This window comes from Corynebacterium urinipleomorphum (assembly GCF_900155535.1).
In the GTDB taxonomy this organism is placed as follows: Bacteria; Actinomycetota; Actinomycetes; order Mycobacteriales; family Mycobacteriaceae; genus Corynebacterium; species Corynebacterium urinipleomorphum.
In genome coordinates, this window is the sequence record NZ_LT706965.1 from 536,060 (window position 1) to 551,087 (window position 15,028).

Here is a 15,028-nt window from a genome sequence, read left to right on the forward strand (position 1 = left end):
TCGGGTTACCTCCGCTTCGTGATGGTAGCGAACGACGTGTTGGTCATGACAGCGAAAAGCAGCATCGCGCCGAGGAAGAATTTGAACCAGTCGGGGTTCCACCCTGCGTAGACGATGCCCTGGTTGGTCATGCCGAAGATCAGTGCACCGATCATGGTTCCCACGGCTGTGCCGCGTCCGCCCTTCATCGCGCACCCGCCGATAACGGCCGCGATGATGTACAGGAACTCGTTGCCCACGCCTTGGCCCGCCTGGATGGAATCGAACGCGAAGAGCGTGTGCATGCCCACGAACCAGGCGGCGAAGCCGACAGTCATGAACAGCGCGATCTTCACGCGGCGCACGGGAACGCCTACGGCGCGGGCCGCATCCTCGTCGCCGCCGACGGCCGTGATCCAGTTCCCGAATTTCGTGCGGAAGAGCACAAAGGATGCAACGGCGACGAACACCAACCACCAGATGACTGTGACGTTGATGCGCACGTCCCCGATGTGGAAACTACCTGCGAAGAATTCGCGGGCGGACGGGAAACCCTCCATGTCCGCGATGGTCGGTGTGGCGACCTGCCCGGTGACCAACTTGGTCACCGCGAGATTGAGGCCCTGCAGCATGAGAAATGCCGCCAATGTGATGAGGAAGCTGTCGATCCCGGTTCGGGAGACCAAGAAACCGTTGAGCGCACCGATGCCCAAAGAAATGAGAAGCGCGAGTCCCGCCCCCACCCATGAATTCAGGTGGAGGTTGTAGTTGAGCATCGTCGCTGCAAGCGCCGCAGTAGTGACAGCCACCCCGGAAGAAAGGTCGAATTCCCCGCCGATCATGAGCAAGCCCACTGCCAACGCCACGATGCCGAGGGTGGAGCTGGCGTAGAGGATTGTCGCCATCGCCTCAAACGAGCGGAAAGCCGGTGCTACGGCGAGAAACAGTGCGAGGATTGCGAGGAAACCGAGCAGGCTGGCCAGTTCCGGGCGACGGATGAGCTTGGCAAGCCCCGTGTGCGTGCGCAATCGGTCGTCCGGCGCTGTGTCCTGCGGTGAGACTTGAGCCGTCGCGCGGTTGTCTGAATGCGGTGCGACCGTGCTCATCGCAGACCTGCCTTTGCGGCTTCGACGATTGTGTCCACGTTGGACTTATCGACGAAGCTCGGGCCGGTGAACACCGGTTGCCCGCCGCCGAATGTTCCGCCATTGCGTTTGGCCACCCACAACGAATCCACGGCCAGATACCCCTGCAGATACGGCTGTTGGTCAACTGCCCACGCGACACGACCGTCGGCAATTGCATCGACGAGCTCAGAATTGGTGTCGAAGGTGACCACCTGAGCCTGAATACCCGATTCCTTCACCGATTCGGTGGCACGCATTGCCACTGGGGCCTGCAGAGCGAAAACGGTGTCAAAACTGGAGTCCTGGCTCAACTTCGAGGCGATCGTCGACTGAACCGATGTCAGGTCTTGGCCGTTGACGTACAACAGTTCCACAGTGCCGCCACCGAGCCCCTTCTTCACTCCGCCGCACCGGGCTTCCTGCGAAGAGTTTCCCTGCTCATGGATTACACACAGAACTTTCTTCTTGCCTTCGTCCTTGAGACGTTCACCAGCCGCGGTGCCGGCAACCGTCTCGTCCTGGCCGAAGAAGCCTGTCATCCCGTAGCCGGTGTACACATCCATTCCCGCATTCAGGCCAACGGTGGGAATGCCAGCGTCGACAGCGTTCTGCGCGGCGGGACCGATTGCTTCCGGATTCGGCATTGTCAAAGCAATGCCGTCTACTTTCGAATCCACCGCAGAGCGCACTAGGTTCGCTTGATTCGGTGCTTGCGGATCAGAGGAGTACCGGAGCTCGATGTTGTCTTTCTTGGCGGCGTCCTCCGCGCCTTTACGCACCAAGTCCCAAAAGGTGTCGCCCGGAGCACCATGTGTGACCATCGCAACGACATAACGAGGCGTGTCCACCCCACCAGCTGTGCCGGTGGTCGCGTTGTCACGCGGGGCACCACCAGTTGCGGAGCATCCAGCCACGGACAGACCGACGGCAGCGGTGATAGCTGCTGCCTTGAAAAAATCGCGGATTCTTAGCACCAAACCAGTGTGCCCCGCTTGAGCAGAAAGCCCCGAATCCCCGAGGTGCTTTACCGATTAAGAAGTCCTGCGAACTGGTGCTCCGGGCTGACTGCGCGCTCGGATGTGCCTAAGATTCGTCGAGGCGCTTCAGCTCAACTTCCGGATCAAAGTCCGGCGCAGGCCACTGAAGATCGAGCTCGCGCAAGGCCTTGAGCAACAGGGTCTTGACCACAGTGCGGCAGTAGTCCTTGTCGTCTGACGGCACGCAGTACCATGGAGCGACATCGGTGGACGTGCGCTTCATGGCGATCTCGTACGCGTCCTGGAACTGGTCCCAGAGCATGCGGTCGTCGATGTCGCCCGGGTTGTACTTCCAGTGCTTGTCTGCGCGCTCAATGCGCTTGCGCAGATTCTCACCCTGAAACGCCTTGGAGATGTGCGGCATGACCTTGATGATCTTGGTGCCGTTCGCCGCGGCTTCCGCCTCGAAGTCCACGATGGCCCCGTAGCGGCGTTCGATCTCCTCCTGCGGCGCCATCTCCCGGACTCGCTGGACCAGGACATCCTCGTAGTGGGAGCGGTCGAAAACGCTCACCATTCCCGGCTCGGGCAGGTGGGGTGCGATGCGCCACAGGAAATCATGCTGCTTCTCTTCCTCGGTGGGTTTACCGAAAGACTTGATGTGCACGCCCTGCGGGTCGAGGAGGTCGCCGACCACATGACGGATGATGCCGCCTTTGCCGGACGTATCCATTCCCTGCAACACAAGGAGAATCGATCCGGCATTCTCGTTGCCCGCGCGGCCGTTCGCGTACAAGCAATCCTGGAGCTCTGAAATCTCCTCGTCGTACTTCTCAAAAGCGTCATCGACGTCATCTTGGTCCACGCCCGGTGTGGATTCAGGATCCACATCTGCGAGCACGAAGCCCTCGTCGACGCGAAGTTTCTCTGCTTCCTTAATGGATACTTTCGCCATAGTGGTGGGCATCTACTCCTTCTCAGTTGCCTCATCCGGCTCGGGGGTGAGACCGATGAGAGCGGTGGTGCCGGTCAGTTCCGTGCTTTCGGTGACTTCTGGTGCGACGGCATCATCAGCCGCGGCGGATTGGGCATCAGTTCCGGAACCGCTGAGAGCATCAGTTCCGGTTTCAGTGTCAGAAGTGCTGTCAGCCTCGGCAATGATGTCGGGGTCCGCTTCGCCAGTGACCACGTCGGGGGCGTCGGCAGAATTGGCCTGGATGATGTCGTCGAGGACCGCATGGATGTACGGCGAGGCGTTGTCGCCGGCGTACTCGGTAGACATCTCCATGGCATTGGCGATGGAGATCGGCGGAGCGACATCGTCGTTGTACAGGATTTCCCATGTGGCTACGCGCAAAATGGCACGGTCCACAGCCGGAATGCGGCTGAGCTCCCAGTTCTCCGACAAGAACCGCTCGATGGAATCGTCGATCTCATCCAAGTTCTCCGCCGCGCCCGCGATGATTTCGCGGGTGTAATCGGCAATGGGTGCGACAGCGTTGGCGGGATCCTGTGCCAGTGCGGCCCGGTCCTCCACGATGGCGACGGGGTCGAGGTCGCGTGTCTCGGCCTCGAAGAGAATGTCTACTGCGCGGCGGCGCGCCCGGTAGCGCGCTCCATGACGTTTGTAATCAGGCATGTTCGCAAAAATCAGTTGCAGGGAAAATGAGAATGAGGTGGACTCGGACACCGAGTCCACCTGTTGCGGCACCTTCAAGCGAAGCGCCGTTGACGGCGTCGCCCTAGTTGTTCACGCGGGAGAGGTACTCGCCAGTGCGGGTGTCCACCTTGAGCACGTTACCAGTCTCAATGAAGAGCGGAACCTGGATTTCAGCGCCGGTTTCCAGCGTGGCCGGCTTGGTGCCGCCGGTGGAACGGTCGCCCTGCAGACCTGGATCAGTGTGCTCGACCTTGAGGTCCACGGAGATCGGAAGCTCGGCGAAGAGAGCCTCGCCCTCGTGGAAGGAAACCTGCACGCGCATGTTCTCCAGCAGGAAGCGTGCGGCGTCGCCGAACTTGTCCTCGCTGAGCTCGTACTGCTCGAAGGTCTTGTCGTCCATGACGACGTAGTTGGTGCCGTCGTTGTACAGGTAGGTCATGTCGCGGCGGTCCACCGTAGCGGTCTCCACCTTCACCCCTGCGTTCCACGTCTTGTCCACGGTCTTGCCGGAGACGACATCCTTGAGCTTCGTGCGGACGAACGCGGGGCCCTTACCCGGCTTGACGTGCTGGAACTCGATGATCTGCTGCAGCTTGCCGTCAACCTTGAGCACAAGGCCGTTCTTGAAATCAGCGGTCGTTGCCACGATCTTCTCCCCTTAATTCGGCTCGGTGGGTATTTCAAACATTGCCATGCTACACCACAGTCCAGTGTGCACAGTGTGGTGTCGTGGACCGCGCTACAGGACAGTGAGTTCCTTCGGTGCCGGCGTGATCACTTTCGGGACGCCGGAGGTGATGATCAAGGTGTCCTCGATGCGTACGCCGCCCTTGCCGGGCACGTAGATGCCGGGCTCGATGGTCAACGTCATGTTCTCCTCGAGAACTCCCTCGCCGCGTGTTGACGCTGCCGGGCCCTCGTGGACCTCCAGACCGATGCCGTGGCCCGTGGAGTGGACGAAGTACTCCCCGTAACCGGCTTCGACAATGATGTCGCGGCACGCCTTATCAACATCGACGAGTGCCCGTCCCGGCGTGGCCGCCGCTACACCGGCCTTCTGCGCGGTCAGGACAATCTCGTAAATCTCGCGGCTGAATTCCGTCGGCTCGCCGATGCAGAAGGTGCGGGTCATGTCGGAATTGAAGCCGCGGTAGTGCGCACCGAAGTCGATGGTGACCAAGTCGCCGTCGGTCAGCTCACGGTCGCCCGCTGAATAGTGTGGCAGGGCCGAATTCGGCCCCGAGGCCACAATGGTGTCGAAGCTGACTCGCTCTGATCCCAACAGTCGCATCCGGTACTCGAGGTCAGCCGCGACCTGCTTCTCGGTGCGGCCGGCGCGCAGCTCCCCGGCGTCGATAAGCTGCCCCAGCGCCGTGACCGCGATATCCGCTGCTTCTTCGAGTCGCCGTAGCTCAAAATTGTCTTTGATCAGGCGGATCTGCTCCACGACGCCCTTGACGGGTACCAGTGTGACGGAGTCCGGCGTGGCCTTCTCCAAACGCTTCCACTCATCAACCGTCATTGCAGTCGGGTCGAAACCGACGCGCCATCCCTCAGGCACTGTGGCGAGAACTGCGGTCCCTGCGTCGCGCTCAATGATCGCTTCAATGTCCGGAACCTCTTCCGCGATCTGGGTGGTGTAGCGGCCGTCGGTGGCGATCGCCGCAGAGAGGTCCTTGTTCATCAGCACGGCACCGTTCGATCCGCTGAAACCGGAAAAGTACCGGACGTTGATCGGGTCGGTGAGCAGGAAAGAATCGATTCGTTTCGCGGCGAGCTTCGCGGACAGCTTGCGGCGACGTGTGAGAAAACGGGAATCGGCGAAGCCCATTTAAGCCCTCCTGAGGAAGTAGTCCAGTGCCATTTCGTAGCCGTCCACGCCCAGACCGGCGATGACGCCTGTGGCGATCGGCGAGAGATACGAGTGGTGGCGGAACGGTTCACGTGCGTGGACGTTTGAAATGTGCACCTCGATGAAGCCGGTTCCGTCCTGCAATTCGACGAGCGCGTCGCGCAGCGCCACCGACGTGTGGGTGAAACCGCCGGGATTGATGATCACGGGCCAGGAGTTGTCGGCGGCTTCATGCGCGGCGTCGATGAGCTCGCCCTCGTGGTTGGACTGCAGGAACGCGATTTCGGCTCCCGCGGCTTCGGCTCGCTCGCGCAGACGCTGCTCAATGTCCGCCAACGTCGTCGTGCCGTACACGTCGGGTTGCCGCTTGCCCAACCTGTTCAGGTTGGGGCCGTTGAGCACCAGGATTTTCACGTCGGGCCTCCTCGCCGCAGATCTGAAAAGTCTCGCGCCGCGGAACCGTGGGGCCGCGACTCGAGCGTCACTGTGACAGTTCAGTGTACGCGGTGCGCAGCTCCTCCATGCCCGCATCTCCAATGCGGGTGGTGCTGCCGATGCCGTCGAGCACGACGAAGCGGATCTGTCCATTCCGATTCTTCTTGTCGTGCGTCATACCCTCATAGAGCTCGTCGAACGCCCCGGACTCATAGCTGGTGGGCAGTCCGATGCCGTCGAGGATCTCGCGGTGGAGCTCAACCACCGCGTCATCGATCAGCCCGCGGTTCCGGGCAAGGATAGCCACGAACATCATGCCCACCGCAACGGCGTTGCCGTGGCGCCAGCGGTAGTCCTCGCGCTTCTCAATGGCGTGGCCGAGAGTGTGGCCGTAGTTGAGGATCTCCCGCAGAGACGACTCTTTGAGATCCTGTGCAACAACCGACGCCTTGACGGCAACGGACCGCTCAATGAGCTCCGCGATCTTCTCGGTTGGGACGCTACCGCCTTGCTGGTAGATGTCCAGGATCACCGGGTCGGCAATGAAGCCTGTCTTGATGATTTCGGCGGAACCAGAGACGAACTCCGCCTCCGGGAGCGTGTCCAGCCGGTCAAGGTCGATGAAAACGGAGTCCGGCTCATGGAACGATCCGACGAGGTTCTTACCCGCGCCCGTGTTGATCCCGGTCTTACCGCCGACCGCTGCGTCGACCATGGCCAAAAGCGTCGTGGGCACCTGGACCACCTTGATTCCGCGCATCCACGTCGCGGCGATGAAACCAGCGAGGTCCGTCGTGGCACCGCCGCCCAGACCGACAACGACATCCTGACGGGAGAAATTCCGCTCACCCAGCGTGTCCCACAGTTGGCCGGCGACGGCAAGAGACTTTCCGTCTTCTGCGTCTGGGATCGGAGCCAGGGTGACGTGAACGCCGAGCTCCTCCACCCGCTGGCGGAGACTCTCAGCCGCTTCTTTCAACGGGCCCTGGTGAACGATGAGCGCTTGGCGTGTTCCTGTTTCGCTGATGCGCTGCGCCACCTGCTCATCGAGGCCGCGGTCGATGCGGACGATGTACGGTGACGGTCCCGCGACCTGGATATCGGCCATGTTGGGTCTCCTTGGTTATCAATGCGGTGACGGTGAAACGGGTGAGTGCTGGATTCAGCGCGATTCGATGAGGGCGAGAATCTCCGCGACGAGACGCTGAGGCGGGCGCGAATCGGTGCGCACGCGGTGCATGGCTACCTCGCGGTAGAACGGCTCGCGGGTCTCCAGCAGAGCGCGATAGTGCGCCTCCGGGTCTGCCGCCTTGAGCACGGGGCGCGAATCATTGTCTGACGTGCGCCTCACACCTTCCTCCACAGAAACGTCGATCCACACCACGTTGTGGGCCTTCAGAAGCTTGCGGGTGGATTCCGTCAACACGGCCCCGCCACCCAAACTGACAATGCCGCCAGACGCTAGAGAGCGGGCAACGTACTCGGCTTCGACTTCGCGGAAGCGTTCCTCGCCCAAGTCGCTGTACACCTCGCCGGTGGGCTTGCCTTCGCCCTTCGCGATCAAGTCGTCGGAGTCGACGAGCGGCAGGTTCATCGCGCGAGCGAGACGGCGACCGATGGTGGATTTACCGGCACCCGGGGGCCCCACAAGAACCACACGGGGTGAACCGTGCACCACGGGTTCCTCCGGCGCGCCGAAAGCAGCAGCATCCCCGTGGGAGCCGGCGGGCTCACGTCCTGCCGGAACCATCTGACCGTGCGGATGGGTACTCGGTCCTGGGGTGCCGGAGGTGGCGGGGAAACGTGCGGGCCGCGGGGGCTGGGCTACGGGGTTAGTCATCCTCAGTTCCTCCAAACGCGAGACGGTCGGACACATACTGCTGATACGCCTGCACGTTCCGCTTAGTTTCTTCCACGCTGTCGCCGCCGAATTTCTCCAGCGTCGCACGCGCCAAGACTAGTGCGACCATCGCTTCAGCCACCACACCCGCTGCGGGAACCGCGCACACGTCGGAGCGCTGATGGATCGCTGTCGCCGCATCGCCGGTAGCCATATCCAGTGTGCGCAGGGCGCGCGGCACAGTGGAAATCGGTTTCATCGCGGCGCGGACGCGCAACTGCTCACCGTTGGTCATGCCGCCCTCGAGGCCGCCGGCACGGTTAGTTTCACGGTGGATGCCGTTCTCCCCGCGCAAAATCTCATCGTGCGCTTCAGAGCCGCGGCGCCGAGCCTCCTCAAAGCCGTCGCCGACCTCGACGCCCTTGATCGCCTGAATGCTCATCAACGCCGCTGCGAGCTGCGCGTCCAGGCGCGTCTCACCGGACACGTGGGAGCCGAGACCGATCGGCAGCCCGTCAACAATGACCTCGACGATGCCGCCTAGGGTGTCGCCGGCTTTCTTCGCCGCTTCAATCTCGGCGATCATGCTGGCCTCGGCATCCTTGCCAAAGGCGCGAACGGGCGATTCGTCGATCGCATCGATGTCGCTGAATTGCGGGGCTGGGCCTTCGTACGGGTCGGACGGCCCGATGGAAATCACGTGCGAGTAGACCTCGACGCCGAGTACTTCGCGGAGGAAGGACCGGGCGACAGTCGCCGCCGCGACGCGCGACGCTGTTTCGCGTGCCGACGACCTCTCCAGCACTGGGCGCGCCGCATCGAACCCGTACTTGACCATTCCGGAGAAGTCCGCGTGCCCCGGGCGCGGGCGAGTCAGCGCGGCACCGCGGCCGGAATTCATAGCTTTGGCTACTTCTGGGTCGTCGTAGTCCAGCTCCTCAGGCGACATGATCGTCGTCCACTTCGGCCACTCGGTATTGCCGATCATGATGGCGATCGGGCTACCAATGCTCTTTCCGTGCACCACGCCGGTGAGAAGGGTGAGCTCATCCTGCTCGAATTTCATACGGGCGCCTCGGCCGTAGCCGAGACGGCGGCGGGCAAGCTGGTGGCCGATCTCTTCCGCGGAGACGGTGACCCCAGCCGGCATGTTCTCGACCAGAGCGACAAGCGCCTGACCGTGGGATTCACCTGCGGTAGTCCAACGAAGCATGCAGGCATTGTCTCATACACCTGGCACGAAGGCGCTAGCGAACCCCACCAACCATGCCGACGCCAGCATGGATGGACCGTGGGGGGCAATTTTCTGTCGGCTGAGAAGAAGGAAAAGCACAGTGAAGCAGCTGGCCACGAGCATTCCAGCCAGCACTGCTCCCACACCGCCGGCCACAGCCAGCACGATTCCGAGGCTCACTGCGAGTTTCACATCACCCCCGCCGAAACCAGGACCCGCGATCAAGTACGTTGCCGGCCAGATCAACCCGGCCCAGCCCCGAGGTTCGGCGCAGCAGACAGCAACAGCGATGCCTGCCGCCGGCAGCGTCAACAGATCGGGCAACCGCCGCTGCGTTGCGTCTACTGAAATGAGCACCATGGCCCACAGAGCAGCGCCAGCGCACATGATCGCCGCGAGCACGACTGCCCCCGCCGAAGCCCACGATGTCCCCGCAAATTCCCCCATGCTTGGGACTGTAAAGCAGGTGGGCGATCAGTGGGCCTGCGGGATGTGCACTGGAGTGGACAGCGGTTGATGTCTAGCGGTTCTGCCGCGTAACACCCGTCGGTGCGACCCAGCCGACGTGGCGGAAAAGTGCTTCGCGCATCTCTTCGCGCGGCGCCGGAACACCGGTGAACTGCTTGAACTGGGAGTAGGACTGACACGCCAGCATGACCAATCCCCCCACGGTCAGGTGCCCGTTGGAAGCGGCATGGGTGGCCAAAGGGGTCGGCCAGGGGTTGTAAATGACATCCAGAAGCGGGGCGTGACCGAGCTCCTTCTCTCGGCCGGCGAGTGCCGCCGACGGGACAGTGGAGATGATGAGGTCCACGGACATGGCGAGCTGTTCAAGGTCGCGCTCGAAATCGATGAAATCCGTTTCTATGCCGTCGAGGAGTGGCAGTAGTTCCGCAGAGCGGTCTGAACGGTTAAGCACCGTGACTTTCTCCGTGCCGCGCTCAGCCAGGGACCAGAGAGCGGGGCGCGCCGTTCCTCCGCCGCCAATGACAAGAGCGTGACCAATGCGCGTTTGCTTGCCGACGAGCTCATCCAACGCCCCCGCGATTCCCTCGCAGTCAGTGTTGTCGGCCCGCCACGTTTTCCCTTCTCGCACGAGAGTGTTCGCGGAACCAATAGCTTGGGCGCGCTCCGTCACGGTGTCGGCGAAATTGAGGGCTGCGAATTTGCCCGGCATGGTCACCGAGAAACCTCGGTATTCCTCCCCCGCCCCGCCGACGATTCCCGGCAATTGCTCTGCATCGCATTCAATGCGCTCGTACGACCAACCGTCGAGCCCTGCTGCCTGGTAACCGGCGCAGTGCAGGACCGGCGAAAGGGAATGTTCAACGGGACTGCCCAAAACTGCGGCCTTGCCGCCCCCGGCGATTGCGGTGCTCATCTTGTGCTAGCCCTAGCGGCGGGAATCGAGGATGCCAGAGTCGTACGCCTGCTGGACGTTCGCCTGGTGCTCTTCGAAGGTGTTGCTGAAGATCGTCGTGCCCTTGTCGTCGACGGTGACGAAGAACAACCACTGGCCTTCCGCCGGGTGCTCCATCGCCCTGATCGCGTCCTCCGACGGGGAGGCGATCGGGGTCTCGGGGAGACCGTCCTTGGCGTACGTGTTCCAGGGGGTGACCTTCTTGCGGTCGGTGTCACCGGTAGCCAGCTCGACGGACTCAAGGCCGTAGTTCACGGTGGAATCGAACTCGAGGCGCATCGGCTCCTTGAGGCGGTTGAGGATGACACGGGCGACTTTGTCGAACTCGCCCTCGGGTGCCTCGCGCTCCACCAGAGAAGCAGCCGTGAGCAAGTCGTACGGGCTCAGACCGATCGCCTGAGCGCGACCGACAATGTCAGTGCTGTTGTATTTCTCGGTCGAGCGGGTGATCAAATCCGTGAGGATCGTCTCCGCATCGGCGTTGGGGTCCACGATGTACTCACCAGGAGCAATGAGCCCCTCGATACGCTTCGGGTCGCCGCGGTGCGCATTGACCGGTTCAAGCGCCCACTCCGGAACCCCGAGCGCAGCCGGGTCGGCGTTGGCTGCGACATCGTGAAGTTCCTTGACACTCACGCAGTCCTGGTTCTTGCCGTCGGAGCCGCACGACACAGAGGAGATATTGCTGTAGATACCAAAACGGGTGTCGCCTCCGACCACCTTGACATCCATCAAGGTGGATCCCCCTGGGATCTTGAGCATGTCCACCTTGTTGGCGGGATCGAGCAACGCCGAAACGGCATCGTCAGCGCTCATTTTCTCTTGGAGCCGATAGAACCCCGGCTGGATGTTATCGGCGTCGGGGTGAGACATGACGGCATTCTGGAACGCCTTGTCGGAGCGCACGATGCCCTTCTCTTCCAAAGCAGGACCCATTGCTGTGAGGGTTGAGCCTTCGGGGATCTCGACGACCTGCTCGACACCGTTGCCGGCACCGTTGAAGTCGCCTCCGGTTGAATTTGCGCGGGCGAGTGCGATGTAGACGACAGCGCCAATGATCAACAGGATCGATGCCACCAACACCGCGACGCCGCGGGTGCGCCCTTGAGACGAGGTTGCCGAGCTCACGTTTTAGGTCTCCTTGGGTTCGGGCGACGTGCCCGCGCCGGTTGCCTGATCCGGCGCGCCCATGTCGCGGTAGTTGTTTCGTCCGTCCAGCCAGGACTGGAGGATGGCCACTGCCGCGGCCTGGTCAATCACGGAACGTCCCGCCTTTTCGCTCACGCCGGAAGCCCGCAGCGCATGCGTGGCTTCCACTGTGGTGAGACGCTCATCGGCGTACCGGACGGGAACGTCGCTGCGGCGCGAGATCCGAAATCCGATCTCCTTTGCGTGTTTGACGCTGGAGGATCCGTTCCCCTGCAAATCGCGTGGAAGACCAACTACGACTTCGACGGCATCGTATTCGTCGATGATCTCCAGAAGACGCTCGATGTCTTTGCCGTCCCGGTCCTTGAACCCAGTGACTCGCGGAACAGTTTCCACTGGGGTGGCCAGCCGCGCGTCGCGGTCCGAGGAAGAAACGCCAATCCGGACGGTGCCGACATCGAGACCGATGCGGCGGCCATTCCCCGGGTCGTCGACCCCAGGGGTATCCGGTTGAACTTTCATCGTGCGGGGAACCTCTTCTTGTGCAGAAAGCGCCGTCATTTCCACGGTAGTGCGCGAACGCACCCCGCGAAGCACAGACAGGGCGTGTCACGTAATCAATTCGTGACCTTCTTGAACCCTATCCTATATCTGCGTGATACGGTCCCGAAGGGCTGCGAAACCGGCTTCAATTCCAGCTGCGTCCGAACCAGACCCCTGCGCCAGGTCGGGCTTACCGCCGCCTTTGCCGCCGACGTGCTGGCCGAACAGCCCCACTAGTTCACCGGCCTTGATTCCCTCGCTCACTGCCGCCTTCGTGGCTGCCACAGCGAACGGCACCTTGCCGCCTGCATCCGAGGCCAGCACGATCACAGCCGGGGAATCGCCGAAGCGTCCGCGCAGATCTGTGGCGATCGTGCGCATGTCACCACCCGTCGTGCCGTCCGGGAGCTTCACAGCAAGGTAACTGAATGCACCGATTTCCTCCGCTTTGTTCACCAGCTCACCGGTCTGGTTTGCCAGCTCCTTCTTGCGCAGGTTCTCAATCTCCTTCTCAGCGGCGCGGAGACGCTCAGTGAGCTGTGCGATACGGTCCGGCAAATCCTCGGACGGGGTCTTCATCTCGCCAGCCAGAGCGTTGGCGATGGCCGCTTCCTTGGAGAAGTACTGGAAAGAATCCAGGCCCGAATACGCCTCGATTCGGCGGGCACCGGAGCCGACGGATGACTCGCCCAGAACGGCGACGGGGCCGATCTGAGAAGAGTGGTCGACGTGGGTACCGCCACAGAGCTCGATGGAGAACGGGCCGCCGATCTCCACGACACGCACCTCGTCGCCGTAATTCTCGCCGAACAGAGCCATCGCGCCCATCGCCTTCGCCTCGTCCAGGGAGGTCTCGAAGGTGTTGACGGCGAAGTCCGCGTCAACCGCCTGGTTGGCGATGATGGAAATCTCCTCCAGCTGCTCCGGGGTCAACTGCTCCGTGTAGTTGAAGTCGAAGCGCAGGTAGCCCGGCTTGTTCATCGAGCCAGCCTGCACGGCCGTCGGGCCGAGCACCTGGCGCAGCGCAGCGTGGATGAGGTGGGTCGCGGTGTGTGCCTGGCGGGCGCCGTGGCGCCACTTCGGGTCAACCTCAGCGCGGACGACCTGTCCGACATCGAGGCCGCCGTTGGCCACGGTCGCCTTGTGCACCCACAGCTTCTTGTTGCCCACCTTCTGCACGTCGTGAACGTCCAAGATGGTGTCGCCAACGACAATGCGTCCGCGGTCCGCCAACTGTCCGCCGCCCTCGGCGTACATCGGGGTGACATCCAGGATGACCTCGACTTCATCGCCCTGCGCAGCTTCGCCAACCTTCTCCCCGTTGCGGACCAGACCAAGCACCTTGCCCTCGTGCTCCAGCTCGGTGAAACCGACGAACTCGGTCGGGTGGCCGTCGATCCACTCGCGGTAGAGGGATTCGTCGATATTGCCGTGCTTCTTGGCCTTGTTGTCCGCCTTCGCGCGCTGGCGCTGCTCGTCCATCGCGGCATGGAAGGCGTCCATGTCCACGTCAAGTCCGGCCTCGGCTGCCATCTCCAAGGTCAGGTCGATCGGGAAGCCGTAGGTGTCGTGCAGCTCGAAGGCTTTGTCGCCCGGAACCGTCTTCTGGCCGGAGGACTTCAGGGCCGTCGCGGTTTCGTCGAAACGCGTGGTGCCGGACTCGAGTGTCTTTAGGAACGCCTTTTCCTCAGCGAGCGCGACGCGCAGAATACGCTCGCGGTTGTCCGCGATCTCCGGGAAAGACGGAGTCATTGTGTCCATGATGGTGTTCATGAACGTCTCCAGCGTGTTACCGGTGGCGCCCAGCAGACGAGCGGAACGGACGATGCGGCGCATCAAGCGGCGGAGAATGTAGCCGCGGCCCTCATTCGACGGGGTGACACCGTCGAGAATGATCATCATCGCGGTACGCGAGTGGTCGGCGATAACGCGGAAACGGATGTCATCCTGCTGGTTACCCGCGCCGTATTTGGTGCCGGTCAATTCCTCGGCGGCCGCGATCACCGGGGCGAGCAGGTCCGTCTCGTAGACATTGTCCACGCCCTGCAGCAGGCAAGCCAGACGCTCGATGCCCAGGCCGGTATCGATGTTCTTCTTCGGCAGTTCGCCGACGATGTCGAAGTTGCCCTTCTTGTCGCCCTCGCCGCGGATGGACTCCATGAACACGAGGTTCCAGATCTCCATGTACCGGTTGTCGTCGGCGATCGGGCCGCCGTCAGCACCGTACTCGGGGCCGCGGTCGTAGTAGATCTCCGAGCACGGGCCGCACGGGCCCGGGATGCCCATTGACCAGAAGTTGTCTTCCATGCCCATGCGCTGGATGCGGTCAGCCGGCACGCCCACCTTGTCGCGCCAGATCGCCGCGGCCTCGTCGTCGTCGTTGTAGACGGTCACCCACAGGCGCTCCGGGTCGAGCTCGAAGCCGCCGTCCGCCTGCGGTTTAGTTAGCAGATCCCACGCAAGCGTGATCGCACCTTCTTTGAAGTACTGGCCGAAGGAGAAGTTTCCGGCCATCTGGAAGAAGGTGTTGTGGCGGGTCGTAATGCCCACTTCCTCGATATCAAGGGTGCGCACGCATTTCTGGATCGAGGTGGCCTTGCCCGTCTCAAACGGCGGGTTCTGCTGGCCCAAGAAGTACGGCTTGAACGGCACCATTCCTGCGTTCACAAACAGCAGGGTCGGGTCGTCAAGGATCAGCGAAGCACTGGGCACAGGGATGTGGCCAGCTTCGACAAAATGCGAGGTGAACCGGTCGCGGATCTCATGGGTCTGCACAGAAGAATCCTTAAAAGTCTGATGCGTTGATAGTGCG

Annotated in this window: 15 protein-coding genes; all 15 read right to left on the reverse strand. The window is 62.3% G+C overall.

Features of this window, described 5'->3' with window-relative positions; all coding sequences use genetic code 11:
- Positions 1–5 precede the first annotated feature (5 nt).
- The 15 genes from CZ338_RS09690 to alaS all read right to left on the reverse strand — a co-directional run bounded on the left by CZ338_RS09690 (position 6) and on the right by alaS (position 14,991).
- On the reverse strand, positions 6–1,085 hold the full coding sequence (locus CZ338_RS09690) for an ABC transporter permease (protein WP_087118007.1): 1,080 nt from the start codon (positions 1,083–1,085) through the stop codon (positions 6–8).
- A complete protein-coding gene (locus CZ338_RS09695) occupies positions 1,082–2,071 on the reverse strand; it encodes a substrate-binding domain-containing protein (RefSeq protein ID WP_087118241.1) in 990 nt (329 codons plus the stop codon). The genes CZ338_RS09690 and CZ338_RS09695 overlap by 4 nt, the downstream gene beginning before the upstream one ends.
- A gap of 118 nt (positions 2,072–2,189) precedes the next feature.
- Positions 2,190–3,038 (reverse strand): PPK2 family polyphosphate kinase, encoded by an 849-nt coding sequence (locus tag CZ338_RS09700; protein ID WP_087118243.1) that lies wholly within the window; start codon positions 3,036–3,038, stop codon positions 2,190–2,192.
- 12 nt (positions 3,039–3,050) lie between these two features.
- On the reverse strand, positions 3,051–3,722 hold the full coding sequence (nusB, locus tag CZ338_RS09705; RefSeq protein ID WP_087118242.1) for a transcription antitermination factor NusB: 672 nt from the start codon (positions 3,720–3,722) through the stop codon (positions 3,051–3,053).
- Between the two features lie 103 nt (positions 3,723–3,825).
- Positions 3,826–4,389, reverse strand: coding sequence for an elongation factor P (efp, locus tag CZ338_RS09710; RefSeq protein WP_087118008.1), 564 nt, complete (start codon positions 4,387–4,389; stop codon positions 3,826–3,828).
- 93 nt (positions 4,390–4,482) lie between these two features.
- Positions 4,483–5,574 (reverse strand): M24 family metallopeptidase, encoded by a 1,092-nt coding sequence (locus CZ338_RS09715; protein ID WP_087118009.1) that lies wholly within the window; start codon positions 5,572–5,574, stop codon positions 4,483–4,485.
- Complete coding sequence (gene aroQ / locus CZ338_RS09720; RefSeq protein ID WP_087118010.1) at positions 5,575–6,009, reverse strand: type II 3-dehydroquinate dehydratase; 435 nt, start codon at positions 6,007–6,009, stop codon at positions 5,575–5,577.
- A 67-nt stretch (positions 6,010–6,076) separates the two neighbouring features.
- On the reverse strand, positions 6,077–7,138 hold the full coding sequence (aroB, locus tag CZ338_RS09725) for a 3-dehydroquinate synthase (protein ID WP_087118011.1): 1,062 nt from the start codon (positions 7,136–7,138) through the stop codon (positions 6,077–6,079).
- A 54-nt stretch (positions 7,139–7,192) separates the two neighbouring features.
- On the reverse strand, positions 7,193–7,870 hold the full coding sequence (locus tag CZ338_RS09730) for a shikimate kinase (protein ID WP_087118012.1): 678 nt from the start codon (positions 7,868–7,870) through the stop codon (positions 7,193–7,195).
- Positions 7,863–9,083 (reverse strand): chorismate synthase, encoded by a 1,221-nt coding sequence (gene aroC, locus CZ338_RS09735; RefSeq protein ID WP_087118013.1) that lies wholly within the window; start codon positions 9,081–9,083, stop codon positions 7,863–7,865. The genes CZ338_RS09730 and aroC overlap by 8 nt, the downstream gene beginning before the upstream one ends.
- 12 nt (positions 9,084–9,095) lie before the next feature.
- The gene (locus CZ338_RS09740; protein ID WP_235839524.1) at positions 9,096–9,551 is read right to left on the reverse strand and encodes an A24 family peptidase; all 456 of its coding nucleotides are present in this window, start codon (positions 9,549–9,551) and stop codon (positions 9,096–9,098) included.
- Positions 9,552–9,624: 73 nt separating this feature from the next.
- On the reverse strand, positions 9,625–10,485 hold the full coding sequence (locus tag CZ338_RS09745; protein ID WP_087118014.1) for a shikimate dehydrogenase: 861 nt from the start codon (positions 10,483–10,485) through the stop codon (positions 9,625–9,627).
- Between the two features lie 12 nt (positions 10,486–10,497).
- Entirely contained in the window at positions 10,498–11,652 is a 1,155-nt protein-coding gene (gene mltG, locus CZ338_RS09750) for an endolytic transglycosylase MltG (protein WP_087118015.1), read from the reverse strand.
- A gap of 3 nt (positions 11,653–11,655) precedes the next feature.
- Entirely contained in the window at positions 11,656–12,195 is a 540-nt protein-coding gene (gene ruvX / locus CZ338_RS09755; RefSeq protein ID WP_087118016.1) for a Holliday junction resolvase RuvX, read from the reverse strand.
- A 123-nt stretch (positions 12,196–12,318) separates the two neighbouring features.
- Positions 12,319–14,991, reverse strand: a complete 2,673-nt coding sequence (alaS, locus tag CZ338_RS09760) for an alanine--tRNA ligase (protein ID WP_087118017.1) — start codon at positions 14,989–14,991, stop codon at positions 12,319–12,321.
- Positions 14,992–15,028: the final 37 nt, after the last annotated feature.